The sequence below is a fragment of the Vibrio sp. JZG10 genome (assembly GCF_054064075.1).
In genome coordinates this window covers 43,398-60,641 of the sequence record NZ_JBSUGE010000002.1, presented here as the reverse complement: position 1 = coordinate 60,641, position 17,244 = coordinate 43,398, and the positions used below count along the sequence as shown (strand labels likewise).

15 protein-coding genes are annotated in these 17,244 nt (G+C 46.1%); 1 reads left to right on the top strand and 14 read right to left on the bottom strand.

The window, feature by feature from the left end:
* Positions 1-51: 51 nt before the first annotated feature.
* Both ACWYVB_RS02845 and ACWYVB_RS02840 read right to left on the bottom strand, forming a co-directional pair.
* Entirely contained in the window at positions 52-1,512 is a 1,461-nt protein-coding gene (locus ACWYVB_RS02845) for an aldehyde dehydrogenase family protein (RefSeq protein ID WP_457527874.1), read from the bottom strand.
* Positions 1,513-1,584: 72 nt separating this feature from the next.
* A complete protein-coding gene (locus tag ACWYVB_RS02840) occupies positions 1,585-1,983 on the bottom strand; it encodes a RidA family protein (RefSeq protein ID WP_005375789.1) in 399 nt (132 codons plus the stop codon).
* A gap of 155 nt (positions 1,984-2,138) precedes the next feature.
* On the opposite strand from ACWYVB_RS02840, the gene ACWYVB_RS02835 reads away from it, so the two are divergent.
* Positions 2,139-3,029: a LysR family transcriptional regulator gene (locus ACWYVB_RS02835; protein ID WP_139059842.1), complete on the top strand. Its 891-nt coding sequence runs from the start codon at positions 2,139-2,141 to the stop codon at positions 3,027-3,029.
* Positions 3,030-3,134: 105 nt separating this feature from the next.
* Here the strand turns inward: ACWYVB_RS02835 and ACWYVB_RS02830 are convergent, their stop codons facing one another.
* From ACWYVB_RS02830 to ACWYVB_RS02775, 12 genes are all read right to left on the bottom strand, one after another.
* On the bottom strand, positions 3,135-4,520 hold the full coding sequence (locus tag ACWYVB_RS02830; protein WP_193447501.1) for an FAD-binding oxidoreductase: 1,386 nt from the start codon (positions 4,518-4,520) through the stop codon (positions 3,135-3,137).
* Between the two features lie 527 nt (positions 4,521-5,047).
* Positions 5,048-6,151 carry an NADH:flavin oxidoreductase gene (locus tag ACWYVB_RS02825; protein WP_457527872.1) on the bottom strand — a complete coding sequence of 368 codons (1,104 nt, stop codon included), beginning with the start codon at positions 6,149-6,151 and terminating at the stop codon, positions 5,048-5,050.
* 673 nt (positions 6,152-6,824) lie between these two features.
* Positions 6,825-7,739, bottom strand: coding sequence for a heme o synthase (gene cyoE, locus ACWYVB_RS02820; RefSeq protein ID WP_220458597.1), 915 nt, complete (start codon positions 7,737-7,739; stop codon positions 6,825-6,827).
* Positions 7,700-8,011 carry a cytochrome o ubiquinol oxidase subunit IV gene (cyoD, locus tag ACWYVB_RS02815; RefSeq protein WP_258688497.1) on the bottom strand — a complete coding sequence of 104 codons (312 nt, stop codon included), beginning with the start codon at positions 8,009-8,011 and terminating at the stop codon, positions 7,700-7,702. The genes cyoE and cyoD overlap by 40 nt, the downstream gene beginning before the upstream one ends.
* Entirely contained in the window at positions 8,011-8,613 is a 603-nt protein-coding gene (gene cyoC, locus ACWYVB_RS02810; protein ID WP_005375782.1) for a cytochrome o ubiquinol oxidase subunit III, read from the bottom strand. The genes cyoD and cyoC overlap by 1 nt, the downstream gene beginning before the upstream one ends.
* On the bottom strand, positions 8,603-10,639 hold the full coding sequence (gene cyoB, locus ACWYVB_RS02805; RefSeq protein WP_005375781.1) for a cytochrome o ubiquinol oxidase subunit I: 2,037 nt from the start codon (positions 10,637-10,639) through the stop codon (positions 8,603-8,605). The genes cyoC and cyoB overlap by 11 nt, the downstream gene beginning before the upstream one ends.
* A 5-nt stretch (positions 10,640-10,644) precedes the next feature.
* Positions 10,645-11,526 (bottom strand): ubiquinol oxidase subunit II, encoded by an 882-nt coding sequence (gene cyoA / locus ACWYVB_RS02800; protein ID WP_005388604.1) that lies wholly within the window; start codon positions 11,524-11,526, stop codon positions 10,645-10,647.
* 790 nt (positions 11,527-12,316) lie between these two features.
* Positions 12,317-13,075, bottom strand: a complete 759-nt coding sequence (locus ACWYVB_RS02795) for an SDR family oxidoreductase (RefSeq protein ID WP_457527869.1) — start codon at positions 13,073-13,075, stop codon at positions 12,317-12,319.
* Positions 13,076-13,185: 110 nt separating this feature from the next.
* Positions 13,186-14,091 carry a 3-hydroxyisobutyrate dehydrogenase gene (gene mmsB / locus ACWYVB_RS02790; protein ID WP_074190873.1) on the bottom strand — a complete coding sequence of 302 codons (906 nt, stop codon included), beginning with the start codon at positions 14,089-14,091 and terminating at the stop codon, positions 13,186-13,188.
* 11 nt (positions 14,092-14,102) lie between these two features.
* A complete protein-coding gene (locus ACWYVB_RS02785) occupies positions 14,103-15,242 on the bottom strand; it encodes an enoyl-CoA hydratase/isomerase family protein (RefSeq protein ID WP_457527866.1) in 1,140 nt (379 codons plus the stop codon).
* An 8-nt stretch (positions 15,243-15,250) separates the two neighbouring features.
* Positions 15,251-16,036 carry an enoyl-CoA hydratase gene (locus ACWYVB_RS02780; protein ID WP_457527864.1) on the bottom strand — a complete coding sequence of 262 codons (786 nt, stop codon included), beginning with the start codon at positions 16,034-16,036 and terminating at the stop codon, positions 15,251-15,253.
* A gap of 38 nt (positions 16,037-16,074) precedes the next feature.
* On the bottom strand, positions 16,075-17,229 hold the full coding sequence (locus tag ACWYVB_RS02775) for an acyl-CoA dehydrogenase family protein (protein ID WP_457527863.1): 1,155 nt from the start codon (positions 17,227-17,229) through the stop codon (positions 16,075-16,077).
* Positions 17,230-17,244 lie beyond the last annotated feature (15 nt).

Sequence of the window (17,244 nt, the reverse complement as noted above, 5' to 3'; positions counted from 1 at the left end):
TTCTTAGCCTTTTCGTGCGGGCAACTGACACCATCAGTTACCCTGCCGATCTTAATAAGGACGCTGATAAGCGGTTTTCACTACGGTGTAGAACTCTTTGGCGTACTGACCTTGCTCACGAGGACCAAAGCTAGATTCTTTACGGCCACCAAATGGGACGTGATAATCTGTACCCGCAGTTGGCAAGTTAACCATGACGCAGCCCGTTTGGACTTGCTGTTTGAAGATCGCGCTATTGCGCAGGCTTTGCGTGATAATGCCGCCTGTCAGGCCAAAGCGCGTATCGTTCGCGACCGCAATCGCCTCATCCAGATCAGAAACGCGAATCACGCTCGCCATTGGTGCAAAGACTTCTTCTTGGTTCACTTCCCAGCTGTTTTGTGTGTTCAAGAACAGGGTTGGTGACATATAGTAACCGTCATGCTCTAGGCTCAGACGCTCACCACCGAAAGCCAGCTCCGCGCCTGCTTGGCGTGCGTTTTCAATCCACTCAAAGTTCGCATTCAGCTGGTTACCATCAACAACAGGCCCCATGAATACGCCCTCTTCCAGTGCGTGACCCACTTTAAGTTCGCTCATGCGTTTGATTAGCGCTTCAACATACGCGTCGTGAATTCCGTCCATAACCACAAGACGAGAAGACGCGGTGCACTTTTGACCCGCACCCGAGAATGAGCCTGCGATTGTTGCTTCGACCGCAATTTGAATGTCTGCATCATCTGCCACTACGAGCGCGTTTTTACTGCCCATTTCTAGCTGACAACGCACAAAGTTTGGTGCCGTTGCCGCCGCTACTTTACGGCCTGTGTCCACAGAGCCAGTGAAGCTCACGCCGTTCACGTCTTCCGAATTGATAAGGGTATTACCAACTTGCGAACCGCTACCCAAAACGAGGTTAAACGTGCCAGCAGGTAAACCTTGGCGATGGATAATCTCAGTCAGTGCAACGGCACTTGCTGGAGTTAGGTTGGCAGGCTTCCAGACGACACTGTTGCCAAACGCAAGTGCTGGCGCGATTTTCCAAGCCGCTGTTGCTGTTGGGAAGTTCCAAGGAGAGATAATGGCGATAACGCCGACGGCTTCGCGAGTAACTTCAACGGAGACACCTGGACGGACGGAAGCAGCGTTATCGCCAATTTGACGCAGTACCTCAGCAGCAAAGTATTGGAAGAATTGGCCGGCACGGTAAATCTCACCTCGACCTTCAGCAAATGGCTTGCCTTCTTCACGCGAAAGCAAGGTGCCCAATTCGTCACATCGTGCAATGAGCTCATCACCAATCGCTTGCAGCACTGCTTGTTTACGCTCGATTGGTGTTTTTTCCCAATCTGGCTGCGCTGATTTAGCCGCTTGAATCGCTTGCTCTACTTGCGACACACTCGCTTGTGCGAAATCGCCTATGTTTTCGCTGATATCAGAAGGGTTAATATTGGCGATGGTGTCCATGCCCGATTGCCATTCACCTGCTATGTAGAGGGATTTTTCTGCTTGAACATTGTTAATAAAAGTCATGGTTCTTTCCTTGTTCTTCCGATTTGTGATGGCAAGCCACCCACTCACTGATCTCAATTATTCTTGTTGGATTTATTCTGGTTGGCTTGCCGACGCGTAGACGACAAACTCCACCAACATTTCTTCTCGTGCTAACCCTGCAACCACCATGGCGGCGCGATTTGGGTACGGCGCTTCAAAATATTCCGCGTACACTTGGTTAACGGTTTTTAAGTATTCTCTGTCGGTCACGTAAATCAGGACCTGCAATACAGAGTCCAAAGACTCCCCTGCACACTCCAGGGTGTGAATGAGATTGTTAAAGGTTTGACGTGTTTGTGCTTCGATGCCGCCTTCCACAACCGCGCCTGTGTCATCAATAGGAATTTGAGCCGTATACAGGGTTCCGTTGTTGACTATCGCCCATTCAAGCGGCGCTTTAGAAGCAAATAGACTGGTTTTAACTGGGTGTTTTTTAGTAGGAGTATTCACGTGCCTTTCAACCTTTGTAACAGCTTTGTTTCAATATGGTTAAATGATGCACATTGACAGGCGATAAATCTAACGGTAAATTTTTTACATTTGATAAATAAAACTTATCACCTCATTGAGAATAACGTAAATAAAGGGATTAAGAGGCATTAGGGATGAGTATTAAGCTTCAACAATTAATGCATTTTGTGATGGTAGTCGAGGAAGGTGGGTTTCGAGCCGCTTCACATCGTGCAAATAGATCTCAGGCTGCGCTCTCCACGTCGATAAAAGAGCTAGAGAAAATGCTAGGACAAACGCTGTTTGAACCCGGCAACAAAACCAAATTAACGCCTTTTGGTGAGATTTGTTTGCCCAAGGTGGTTCAGTTTCTCAATATCTACAGTGCGCTGGACAACGATCTCAAAGCTGCCGCGGCCGGACAGCAAGGTAGAGTGCGAATTGCGAGCGTTCCTTCTGTTGCAGCGAAACTCATCCCGAGCGTTTTGGGTGCCTTTTGCGAGCAGTATCCAAATGTAGAAGTAAGCTTGATCGATGATAACGCGGCGGGCGTCGAGGCTCGCTTACTCTCCGGTGAAGTCGACTTGGCGCTCGGTAACCCCTCTCACCTTGATGAGGGCGGCATTGACTTTACACCGCTGTTGTCCGACCCCATTGGCGTGGTGTGTTTAAAAGATAACCCGATTGCCAATCAAACAGAGGGAATCGAGTGGCAAACTTTGCTCGAACAACCTTTTATTCGTAACGGCACCTGTACGCTTCTCGATCCAACCCCAGCCAGAGCACTGAGTGAGCAAGCGCTCTATTCGGTCGAGAATATCACTTCGCTGTTTTCTGTCTTAGAACTTGGGATTGGTGTCACGACCCTACCTAAGCTTGCTTTCCCAACCAATGAAACACGCTTGGTTTGGATCCCACTTATCGATCCACCGCTTGAAAGGCAAATTGGTATCTTTACGTTGACTGACCGCACGATCTCACCTCAAGCAAAAGCGTTTCATGATTTGTGTGTACGTTATCTAAACTATCAAGATGAAGAAACGTAGTTCGAAGGTTTTAGCTAACAGTGGCTCCATTAGATTTTAGAGCCACTGTTATTTGATATTAAGTGACAGATCCGGTCATATGAAATGACGACGCTCTTATTGCACTTATTCTGGCTTGATATTCTGATTCATTCTGAACAAGTTATTTGGATCAAACTTCTTCTTCACTGCTTGTAAACGCGCAAAGGTTGGACCGTAGGCAGACTCTGTACGTTCAGCTTCGTCTTGTGTAAGGAAGTTGATATACGCACCTCCACTGGCATACGGTTTGGTTTTGGCAAAAAAGTCTCTCGCCCACGCGATACAAGCTTGGTCATCTTCTGCGGAGTCCCATCTTCCATGCACATTTAATACATAGTTTGCATCACGGCTAGAATAAGCCATAGACTCAGGCTCAGGTCTAGAGGCAGCGCAGCCAAGAGAGGCGATAAAAATCTCACACTGAGGCGATGGTAACTTACCTGCGTATTCTATCGCTGCATCAATCACACCTTCGCTTAGCGAGTTAAAGTTGTGCGATTTCCAATAGTTACGTGCGCCCGGAGTAAGCAATGGATCAAACGCTTGCTGCCACGCCGCAAATGGCTGTACACCAACGTGCTCACCATGTGCATCACCAAACTCTCTCAACGGTGCAATTAACTTCTCACCTTCAGCCGGGTCACCCGCATAACATATCGCGAGTACAACTACTTCTTTACCGTGAACGCTTTCAGGTAAGAATGGGAGTGGCGGCGCTTTCCGACTCACCATCCAGACACTTAGGTCATCAGGGGCCGACTCAGTGAATTTCGCAAACTGGGTGATAATGGATTTCGCTTGCTCAAATGGAAAGACAATGAGACCACTTAACACCTCTGGACCGACAGGATGTAGCTGGAATTCAAAACGCGTAACGATACCAAAGTTACCGCCGCCCCCACGTAACGCCCAGAACAAATCGGCATTTTCTGTCTCATTCGCGAGCAGTTGACGACCATCTGCAGTTACGACATTTGCAGAGACCAAGTTGTCTATCGTCATACCATATTTTCGGCTCAACCAACCAAAACCACCACCAAGCGTTAACCCCGCAATTCCCGTGGTTGAATTGATGCCGACAGGCGTTGCTAATCCATATTTTTGTGTGGCCTCATCGACATCAGCCAACGTACAGCCAGGTTCAACGAAAGCCCTTCTTTCGCTTTCATCCACTTGAACATGATTCAAAAGCGACAAGTCGATCATCACACCATGATCGCAAACCGCATTGCCCGCAATATTATGCCCGCCACCTCGGACCGAAAGTAGCTGATTGTTATCCCGAGCAAAGTTAACCGCCATCACGACATCATCGGCAGACTTGCAGCGAGCGATAACACCGGGACTGCGATCTATCATGCCATTCCAGATTTGACGAACTTCGTCGTACGTAGGATCTCCGGGCAAAACAACATCACCCTGAAATTGATTTTTGAAGTGTTCAATGGTTGCATTTTCTAGACTATTCATATTAGTTGCCTCTCACGTTTTACATGAGGCTTGCAAAGCACAATGCAACGACAAGCTAATACAAGTCCCTCACAATTAAACGTGACGTTTGAGTAGCTATTTTCAGCAAATAAACAAGGCCCCACAGTAACGATACCGTAGGGTCACAAATTCCCTTACTCTCTTGGGTTCGATAAAGCTGAAACACAGTTATAAAAATCAGATAGTTATAGCAATGATACCGCACCTCAAAGCACCTTCTGTATTCTTTACCCTGCGTGACACTCGCACCTAATTATTAATAAGTTCATTGTAAGTTTAGAATGCAATTTAGTTTCAGATATGAAACTTTGTCTTATAATTAATATTTTTAATAATTAATTATATTACCTTTATTTATCAATTAAATAGGATTATAAAAATATTTCGGACTGCGAATAGTGAATAGCCGTTAGAGGCAGTGATATTGAATTAAATTGAATAGCCTTCTTAGTGTTTTAGAAGACTATTGCACTATTTATCAGTGACATACCGTCACTTAAGGTGGGTTATTTACGACGATTTCGGTTCTTATACACTACGCAAAAGTTACCACGTTTGGTTCGGCATTTTGAGCAACGCTCGCAATCCACTGGCGCTCGATTACCCTCTTTCCAGCGCTTTATTAACTGAGGCTCAGCCAATAAAGGACGTGACACAGCGAAAAATTGGATATCTGTGTCTTCTGCAATTTTCTCAATCGCATCAATCTCACTCAACCCGCCGACAGTAATCACCGGTATGTTAACGTCCTGACTGATCACATGCCCATATTCGTGAAAGTAACCTTCTTCTTGTAGTGTATAACCATCGAACGTTTCACCAACAAGTTCGTTTGCTTTGCCGTGAACATTGCCAGATACGATGATCGCATCAACGCCTACTTCTTCAAGTTTCTTACAGACGACGCGAGTTTCATCGAACGTTAAACCGCCGTCAAAGAACTCTGTTGCCGTCAGTTTAACGAGGATGGGAAATTCGCTCCCAACCAGCTTTCTGGTTTCAGAAAAGATTTCTAAAAGGAAACGCATGCGATTTTCTAAGCTACCACCGTATTCGTCTTCGCGACGATTATAGTACGGGCTTAAAAACTGGTTAATTAAGTAAGTGTGTGCCGCATGAATCTCTACGCCGTCAAAACCAGCGTCTTGAGCACGTTTACTCGCCAATGCGAATGCCTTTACGATGTAATCGATCTCGTCCTTAGTCATCGCTTTGCCTTGCGTATTCGTGCCACGCTCAGGCACGTCACTCGGAGCGAAGATGACACGCTCACCGACGTTGTAGGTGGTTTTGGTTCCGCCGTAAGCAATTTGCATTACGATTTTAGAATCGTGTTGATGTACTAGCTCTGTTAGCTTTTTGTATTCTTCAATAAAAGAGTCGTTGTAGATCCCCATCATCCCAGCGTTGGGTTTCTCTTCTTCCACGATATTAGCATAACCGGTCACAATTAGACCCACTTCACCTTTCGCCAACTCTTCGTAAATATCGTAAAGCTTATCCGTCATGTGGCCATTTTCGGTCGCCATGTTTTCCCACGTTGCGCTGCGCACAAAACGGTTCTTTAGGGTCATGCTGCCAATGCGGGCTTCGGAAAACAAAATGCTCAAAACCAGTCCTCTTAATGTTGTCTTTATGGTTCTATCTTTTCCCAAGTAACCAAGAACAAAAAAGGAACAGCGATACACAACGTATGGCTGTTCCTTCTCTGAACCCGTGAGACCTGCAAACTACAGGCGCACCTTAATGCCTCGGAGACGACAAAACTTTAATCTGGGTTAAGGTTTAGTGAGTTTTTAGATTATGTAAAAGGATGATTCTTAATCGTGTTCATTTCACTGGAGTTAAGATGCTTCCTCACCCACTTTCAGCCGTAAAACTTTTGTATTTCGCTAGCTGGTGATTCAACTCAAACATTCACATTGTTAGTTTGTATGCTGCCATGGGAACTAGCACTCCCCCCCAATGTTTACATTACAAACTATCGATATTGAATTCTCATATGGTAAGTAGAGTTATTGCGCTGTTTATACTTTTTAGCTTAATAGTCGCTATCTCTTGGCATTATTACGCGTCAGCGGAAACGCGCGATCCACTATGTTTTACACACTGGTTGTTTTTGCTTTTAGATATGAGTACGTGATAGTGAAGCTAGAGGAGGAACAGGAAAAACAGTGAAAATAAAGGACAATAGAAAGTTAAATGACCTTACTTCCAGGTAAGGCCATTCATGCATTCAGCAGCAAAAGATATTAGCGCGTAGCAAACACTTAGGTCTGGCTGTTACAGAGCTAGAGGAATCAACTCGACACCAAGCACACCACTGATCCCCATCACCACTAGCAGTGAGACTTTAAACACCGACTTTGACCAAGCGATGTAGTTGCTGTCATCAATGCTGCGAAAGGTCACTTTCGTCCACATAAAGCAAACAACCGCTGCAACCGCTAAGTATTCATACCCGGCTTCACCAAGTAAAAATAACCCCAACGATACTGCTCCAAACGCCACGACATACGCTTTCATGTGTCGATGCGCTTTATGAATGCCTTCTTTAACTGGCAATACGGGAATCCCGGCTTCTCGGTAGTCTTGCATGCGGAACATGGCAATGGCATACGAGTGCGGCATTTGCCAGAGACAGAACATGGTAAAGAGTAAAATCGCTTCCAAGCTAATAAAGTTTGTTACCGCTAAATAACCCACTAATGGCGGGACTGCACCTGAAATACTTCCCACTAAGGTTCCATACACCGAGTTACGTTTGTACCACATCGTGTAAAAGAACACGTAATACACGTAGCCAAGCAAAACGACGACAGCGGATAGTGGGTTCACTCGGATAAATAACAGTGCGGTTCCTACCAGCAATAAAGCAAGTGCATAAACAAACGCAATATCGATATTGATGTTGCCTTTCACTGTTTCACGATTTCGTGTACGTGCCATCTTTTGGTCGATATCACGATCGAAAATATTATTCACCACACAACCTGAAGCGATGACTAACCCCACACCAACTAACGTTGTAACGAACAACATTAGACTGGCTGGTTCTGTTTTTGCGGCGAGGAAGAACCCCGCCGCAACAGAAATCAGGTTGCCGAAAATAATGCCCGGTTTGGTGATAGACAAATAACTTTTCAGCATACCTTGGCCTACAACTTCATGTTGACGTTCATGTTGTAGATGATCCATACCGAGCCAGCGATAAGGATAAGTACAACAATGGCGGTAAACATCAGTGATACAAGGTTCCAACGTCCGTCGGATGTTTTTGCTTCCATGTGCAAGAAGTATTTAAAGTGAACAAATATCTGCACTAATGCACATCCAAATAGAATCGCATAGGTCGTTGTATCTGGTAATGATTTCGTCCAAACAAAGTAGAACGGAATTACCGTCAGAATCAGTGAGGCAATAAAGCCTTTCACGTAATCTGACGCACTGGTTTCTACATGTTGATCCATTACATTACCCCCAGTAAGTAAACGATGGTAAAGACACAAATCCAGACGATATCTAGAAAGTGCCAGAATAGGCTTAAGCAGTTAAACCGCATTGCCATATTGTCGTTCAGACCTTTCGTCGACAGTTGGTGATACGCTACCGCTAACCAAATCAGACCAAAGGTTACGTGCAGGCCGTGCGTACCAACCAACGTAAAGAATGCAGATAGGAATGCACTTGTTTGTGGGCCATAGCCTTCTTCAATCAGGTGATGGAACTCATAGACCTCCATACAGATAAAGCCAAGACCAAGCGCGAACGTTACTAACATCCAACGTTTGAGACCAGCAACGTTGTTGCGCTTCATCGCGATAATGCCAAAACCAAATGTGATACTGCTAAACAGCAGCAGCATGGTTTCGACAAACACGAATGGGAGTTCGAAAATGTCTTTACCTGTTGGGCCCGCAATTGAATTGCTCGACAACACAGCGTATGTCGCGAACAAGGTCGCAAACAGTACGCAGTCACTCATCAGGTAAACCCAGAAACCAAATAGCTTGTTGCCATTCGTGTCATGGTGGTGATCATGGTCGTGATGTGCTGCGATATTAGTTTGCATACGTCACCTCCAGATCATCTTTACTTTCGCTGTCTTTCACTGAGTTTTTCTTCGCTTCTTCAAGCTGAGCTCGACGCTCGGCCTCAATTGCTTTGATCTCTTCAACTTCCACGTAGTAATCCACGTCATCGTTGTAACTGTGCTGAATACACGTCACGATAATACCGACCAAACTTGCTGCCGCTAGCCACCAGATGTACCAAATCATGCCGAAGCCAAATAGGAGCGACCAAGCCGACACGTAGATGCCTGTTGCCGTGTTTTTTGGCATATGAATACGTTCGTATTCCACTTCTTTAGTTGGATCGAACTCGCCACTTTGTTTCTGGTACCAGAAGGCATCCAGCACATCACCTTTTGGCAGGTGTGCAAAGTTGTAGAACGGCGGTGGAGACGATGTTGCCCACTCAAGAGTACGACCACCCCACGGATCACCAGTTAGGTCACGGTTTTGCTCGCGGTCACGGATACTCACGTAAATTTGGATGAACTGAGACAATACGCCCAGCGCAATCACAACCGTACCTGCTGCGGCAATCGATAACAGTGGGAAGTATTCAGGGTTGATGTCTTGGCTTAAACGACGAGTCATACCCATAAAGCCCAGCGCGTAAAGCGGTAGGAACGCCATTAAGAAACCAATAATCCAAAGATAGAACGCACGTTTGCCCCAAGTTTCATTCATGGTGAAACCTGTCGCTTTCGGGAACCAGTAAGTGATCGCAGCGAAACATCCAAACACCACACCACCGATGATAACGTTGTGGAAGTGAGCAATCAGGAATACTGAGTTATGCAGAACGAAATCTGCGCCCGGAACAGCCATGAGTACGCCTGTCATACCACCAACAGTAAAGGTGATCAGGAAGCCCACCGTCCACATCATTGGCGTCGTAAAGCGGATGCGGCCTTTGTACATGGTGAATAGCCAGTTGAAGATCTTCACCCCTGTTGGGATAGAAATAATCATCGTGGCAATACCGAAGAAGGCATTTACGTTCGCGCCAGATCCCATCGTAAAGAAGTGGTGTAGCCAAACGACAAACGCAAGAATCGTGATAACTACGGTAGCCCAAACTAGCGATGTGTAACCGAACAACTTTTTACGTGAGAAGGTTGCGGTGACCTCTGAGAACACACCAAAAATTGGCAAGATCAAAATGTACACTTCTGGGTGGCCCCAAGCCCAAATCAGGTTGACGTACATCATTACATTGCCGCCAAGATCATTGGTAAAGAAATGCATACCTAGGTATCTATCCAGCGTTAGCAGAGCGATGGTGACGGTCAGGATTGGGAATGAAATGATGATCAAAATGTTTGCACACAGAGACGCCCAAGTGAAAACTGGCATCTTCATCATTGGCATAGACGGTGTACGCATACGCAAAATGGTCGCGAAGAAGTTCACGCCTGTTAACGTCGTACCGACACCTGATATCTGCAGCGCCCAAATCCAATAGTCGACCCCGACTCCTGGGCTAGCCTCAATACCTGAAAGCGGCGGATACGCCAACCAACCGGTGCGACCAAATTCACCTAAGCCGAGAGACATGTTTGTTAGGATGACACCAACAACAAACAGCCAGAAGCTCAAGTTATTCAGATACGGGAAAGCTACGTCACGCGCACCAATCTGTAATGGCACGATGATGTTCATCAGACCAATAACCAATGGCATCGCTACGAAGAAGATCATGATCACGCCATGGGCAGTAAAAATTTGATCGTAGTGATGCGGTGGTAAGTAACCTGCTTCACCCGCAGAAGAAAGGAGTTGCTGACTACGCATCATGACTGCGTCAGCAAAACCACGAACAAGCATCACCATCGCTACTGCGATGTACATGAAGCCAAGTTTTTTATGGTCTACTGAAGTAAACCATTCATTCCACAAATATTGCCACTTTCCGGCTTTAGTTACCGCGTAAACTACGGCTAAACCAACCAGCGCCACAACCGCTAAGGTGATGACGATAATAGGTTCGTGGAATGGAACTGAATCAAGAGTTAATCTTCCAAACATTACGATTATCCTTGGTTTTCAGGCAAACAGTTCATTGAACCAGGATGCTGAGTCACAACGTCGGTGAACAAGAACGGAGGAACGCTAGAGAACAAAGTGACTGGCTCTGCGATACTTGGCGCTGCCAGTGAGCTGTATTGCTCCCAATCTTCAATACGATCAGGGCTCGCCTTCACTTTCTGCACCCAATTTAGGAACGCAGCACGATCAGACATTGCTGAAGCGGTGAACTTCATTTGCGAAAAGCCTTCGCCGCTGTAGTTCGATGCAAAACCCTTGTAGTCACCTTCATGGTTCGCTATCAGGTTAAGCTTGGTTACCATGCCTGGCATCGCGTAGATCTGTGTACCTAAGCGAGGGATGAAAAACGCGTTCATGATGTTGTCCGAAGTCAGTTTGAACTGCACTGGCACATCTTTCGGGAACGCCACATAGTTCACCGTCGCAATGTTTTCTTCTGGATAGATGAACAACCATTTCCAATCGAGTGACACCACTTCGATGGTCATTGGCTTAACATCACTTTCCAATGGTTTGGAGGGCTCTAGTTCATGAGTCGAACGCCATGTGATCGTCGCAAGAATCGCAATGATGATGATTGGAATTGTCCATACCACCACTTCGATTTTGGTCGAGTGTGACCACTCGGGTGCGTACTCTTCTTCAGTGTTAGAGGCGCGGTATCGGTAAGCAAAGTAAATCGTCATTAGAATCACAGGGATTACAACGATCAACATCAGCAAAAGAGCAGTAATAATTAGCTCTTTTTCCTGCACACCAATGGCACCTTTGGGGTCAAGTAAAGCTGAATTACATCCTGAGAGCATAAGTATGACGGACGCCAAACTTCCCCTCGACAAGATGCGTTTATATCTTGAGGCTTCCATTAACTTTCTCGATGGTTGTCTGGTTTCAAAACAAATGCCAATCACAGTAAATAAGAGCTCAGAAACAGCGCAGGGGAAATGTTTGATAAAAAGGCAAAAATTTTGATAAGTAGTTATTCTACTTACAAATTTTTCAGCGCCGTTATCAAGCATCTTAACCAGCTAGAATGAACAATTACTTGCTACGATTGGTATCAAGCTAAGAACCAGTTGTTATAGTCATTAGAATGTTTATGTGTTGAGCATGAGTAACGTCGGGATCAGAGCGAAACAAAACGGAATTGAGTGGAGATCAAAACCACACTATTAGTGTGAGTTTATTGTTACACTTTGAAACACAATGTTACATTTGGCGCATTATGAGGAGTAAAAAGTTAAAGCTCATTAGCCACAACTGGAAACTAACCTTCCATTAATGAAACTCACACTCTTTAAATAGGAGATTAACCTCAACACGAATTTCACGTGCTTCACGGTTAATGTCTTTTGAAACAGACAGTTGCAAATTCATTTTGATGAGACTGACTATCAACTGCATTTACATAGATAGCTTGATTACGAAGGGGAAATTAAAAGCGGCAAATTGTGATCAATATCAAATTAATGATTTCACTTAGTATTTGAGTGGTATTTACTTCTCATTATTTACTTTTGGCAAACCATTCGCAGGGCGAATCCAAATATGAGTAATAAACACTTACGTTACCCAGAACTGGCTCTCGGAAAAATAGGAAATGCTGAAAGGGAAAGAAGCTTGTCATTCCGGTCTGTGGGACCTAACCCTAGAGCTTTACATACGAATGCCTCCATCCACTTCTAAAACTCTGCCAGTAAAGTAATCACTCTCAAGAATGTATTTTACTGCATGCGCGATTTCACTTGTTTCACCCATCCTTCCAATTGGGATCATCTTTTCTAGCCGTTCTATGGCTTCTGGTTTCATTTGCTCTGCCATCGCGGTATGTACCACACCTGGTGCAATCGCCGCCGCGCGGATACCGTATCTTGCTAACTCACGGGCCCACGTTGTCGCCATGGTTGCGACCGCCTCTTTAGACGCAGAATAATTGGTTTGACCGATATTCCCTGCTCTCGCGACACTAGAAATATTGATGATAACGCCTTGTGAACCGCTCTCAATCATCTTGACGGCAGCTTCACGCCCACACAAAAATGTCCCCGTAACGTTGACGTTCATGACCAAATTGAATTGATCCAAAGACATCTTACTGATCACGCCGTCTTTTGATTTTACAAGTAACCCATCTCTTAGCACGCCAGCGTTATTGACTAGCCCATTGAGTTGGCCAAAATCTTGGATAACCGCTTCAAACGTGTTTTCAACATCGATTTCGCTCGTTACATCCACTTGATAAGTCAACGCTTTTGCGCTCAGCATTCGGCACTGCTCTTGTGTTTCCATTAAGCCGCTAGCGTTTACATCTAATAACGCTAAATCTGCACCGGCTTGAGCAAGCGTAATTGCCATCATTTGCCCAAGTCCCTGCCCTGCACCTGTAATGGCAATGACACTATTTTTAATATCCATAGTTACTGCACTCCGTCGCTAATAATGTTCCCTATTTCAAGCCTGTTTAGGAGGTCCGAAATGATGAGTTTTACTTCACCATTTCAGACGGTTTTGTAGCAAAACTCAGTCTAGCCCTTCTTACTCTTGTAAAACTCAAACAAGCTTGAGAAGTCGAGCTCGCCATGGCCGCTCGCGTTGTGGAAAGAATATAAATTACGCGCCAGTGAGCCCATCGGAACCGAAGAGTGTGTTTGTAACGCCGCATCTAACCCCAAACCGAGATCTTTCAACATAAGTTTGCTCATAAAGCCCGGTTGGTAATCGTTGCTGGCTGGTGCACTGTCCATCACGCCTGGGCAAGGATTGTAAAGCTCCAATGCCCAATTTCGGCCAGAGCTTTGCAGCATGATGTTTGATAACACTTTGGGATCGAGCCCATGATCGATACCTAGATTTAGCGCCTCGCACGTACCAGACATTAAAATGCCGAGCATAAGGTTGTTACAGATTTTCGCCATTTGACCATCGCCCGCTTTACCGGCATGGAAAACATTTTTTCCCATGTACTGCAAAATGGCATTGGCTTTAGAAAATGCTTCATCCGAGCCACCAACAATAAAGGTTAATGTCGCCGCTTTAGCGCCGGCAACACCACCCGAAACGGGCGCGTCGACAAACAGCACGCGTTTATTTGCCGCTTCATTGGCGACTAATCGCGCAGAGTCCGGATCAATGGTTGAACAATCAATCATCAAGGTACTTGGCGAGACAAGATTGAGGACACCTACACCGCCGTGTAAGTCGCCAAGATACACGGAACGAACGTGAGATCCTGCTGGTAGCATCGTGATGACTGTGCTTGCGCCATCCACGACTTCCTCAATAGAGTTCGCCACCACCGCACCAAAAGGTGCAAGTTGCTTTGCCGCTTCGCTATCGACATCAAATACTTGCACGTTAAATCCAGACGCTAATAAGTTTTGCGCCATCGGATGCCCCATTCTTCCTAAACCGATAAATGCGATGGTACTCATGATCATTCTCCTTATTGACCTAGTGTTTGTTCACCCAAATCAGCAAGCGGATGTTCGTCATCCGGCCAAAGTGAGGTAAACAAGGTATCGATGACATCTTCATCGACTTCACTGACACTGTTAAACATCCAGTTAGGTTCGCCATCCCGGTCAATAAGCCGAGAACGGACGCCCTCTTTAAACTCACCTAATAAGGCGCTGCGAACCGATAAACTCAGCTCCAAGCGGAAGCAATCTGCAAGTGGTAAGCTGTGGTATTCTTTCACTTGTCTGAAGCAAATATGCGCGGTGATTGGACTGCCCGCGGCGAACGTTTTTTTCGCGTTTTCTATCCACTGACTGTTCCCTTCGATAGCCATGATTCGCTGTGCTATCGCATTAAGATCAAAGCCTTTGCACGCTTCCTCTATCTGATCTAAGTATGGACAAATTTGCGTGGTTGGTTTGCTATCAATAACCTGTTCTTCCATTAATTGTAGTAGCGCAGTTACCAACTCTTTCGCATCTTCTTTGCCCCACTGGAGCCGCTTTAGCTCATCCAGTAAGGTGGGATACTGCTCTTCCAACAGTAACCAATCGGCCAAAGCAATAGTGACAGCGTCACTTGAATTCACCATTGAACCTGTCAATCCGAGGAATAAACCCACTTGCGGATCTATCTGGCTTAAAAACCACGTACCTCCCACATCAGGATACAGTCCGATATTGATTTCTGGCATAGCAAGGCGTGATGTTGTTGTCACAACTTTATGGCTGGTTCCCATAAAAAGTCCCATTCCACCGCCCATGACAATACCCTCTCCCCAACCGATAATAGGCTTGTTGTAAGTGTGAATGAGATAGTCACACTCATACTCCAACGAGAAATAGTCCGTACAGAACTCTACGATTTTTTCTTTACTCTCGTTATGCATGACGTGATACATAGCTCGAACATCGCCACCAGTGCAGAATGCTTTTTCACCAGCGCCAGTGAGTACCACACAAGTCACATGCGGATCGTCTTGCCACTTGATAAGCTGATCGTTGAGTTGGACCAACATGTCATACGTCAATGCATTCAATGAAGCGGTGTTGTCTAACGTTGCGATACCAATGCGGTGCACGCCATCTAAGCACTCTATTTCACTGATGGTTACCATCCCTGCCATGTGGCCTCCTATCGGTTTTTCCATTGCGGTGGGCGTTTTTCTAAAAAGGCGCGAACACCCTCAACTTGATCTTCCGTATCAAAAAGATTCAGAAACAACTCTCGCTCTTTCATTAAGCCGTGCTTGAGTGGCGCAGAGCGCATATTTTGAATGAGCGCCTTACATGCGGCGACAGAAGATGGTGACTGGTTCGCAACAGATTCAGCAAGCTCCAACGCTTTACTTAACGCTTCGCCTTTGGGAACCAACTCCTCAGCCAAGCCTAGTTCTTTTGCTTTGTCAGCGCTGACTTGTTCTCCACATAAAACGATGCGCTTTGCCCAGCCTTCCCCTACTAACGCTGTGAGATTTTGGGTACCGCCAGCGCAGGGCAAAAGTCCGACTTTGGCTTCAGGTAAAGCAAGTACCGCTTGCTCTTCAACTACTCGAATATCACAAGCTAATGCCACTTCTAAACCTCCGCCCATGGCGTAACCATTAATGGCGGCAATGGAAACACCACGGAATTCCGAGAGCGTTTCAAAAGCTTCACCAAAGCATCGCGCCATGTCTAACGCAACCGCTTTGTCACCATCAGAAAATAGCTTGAGATCCGCACCAGCAGAGAAAAACTTTTCTCCACTGCCGGTTAAAACCAGTGCGTAGACCTGCTTATCATCGTTAAGTGTGAGTATCAGCGACTTCAGTGCCTTGAGGCTCTCTGCTGTCCACGTATTGGCTGGCGGGTTGTTCATCGTCACCACCGCAACGTGATTAGCGATCGTATGTTGAATGACTTCTTGGGTTAATGACATATATGAATCCTTTCTCAATGAACAAATCCAATACTTCGCTACAGCAAGGTCGACTCCTCAGAGAGCAAACGGCGCGCGATGATTAAACGCATAATTTCGTTCGTTCCCTCCAGAATTTGATGCACACGCACATCTCTGAAATGACGCTCCATTGGATACTCTTTGATATAACCATAGCCGCCATAAAGCTGCAGCGCTTGGTCGCAAACCTGAAAGCCCACATCGGTTGCGAACCGTTTTGCCATCGCGCAATAAGCAGCGGCATCTGGGTCATTTCGGTCGAGTTTACTGGCGGCATAGCGCACCAACTGCCGCGCAGCTACTAGCTCTGTCGCCATGTCTGCCAATTTGAATTGTAAGGCTTGAAACTGCGCAAGCGGCTTGCCGAACTGCTTACGTTCTTGAATGTACCGTGTAGCCTGATTAAGGGCCTGTTGAGCCGTACCGACGGAGCAGGTCGCAATATTTATACGCCCTCCATCAAGCCCTTTCATCGCAAAGACAAAACCTTGCCCTTCTTCGCCCAGTAAATGGCTAGCTGGAACAACGACATTTTCAAAAGTAACCGCTCGTGTTGGTTGGTTGTTCCAACCCATTTTGGGTTCTTTGCGCCCATAGCTGATACCATCTGTTTGAGCTGGAACAACAAATGCAGACACGCCTTTGGCACCCGCATCTCCGGTTCTCGCCATCACGACCAAAACATCTGTCTCTCCTGCGCCAGAGATAAAGGTTTTGCCACCGTTGAGGACATACTTATCTCCCTTTTTTGTAGCGGAAGTGGTCAGTGCAGCGGCGTCTGATCCTGCGGTGGGCTCGGTTAAGCAATAGGAGCCTAACCATTCCCCCGTAACTAACTTCGGGCAGAACTGCGTTTTGGCTTCATCGGTAGCAAAACTGGCTATCATCCAACTGACCATGTTGTGAATCGTCATAAACGCCGTAGTGGACGTACATCCCATGGCCAGTTGTTCAAAGATAATTGAAGCATCCAAGCGACTCAGCCCTAGGCCACCTTGCGCTTCTGGAGTGTAGAGACTGAGAAACCCCAGTTCTCCCGCCTCTCTCAATACGTCTTTGGGGAAGATCTGTTTTTCATCCCACTCCGCCGCCATCGGTGCTAAACGCTCATAGGCAAATTGCTGAGCGGTATCGGCAAATGCACGTTGATCTTCATTAAGTTCAAAGTCCATAAAAGCTCCTTCTAT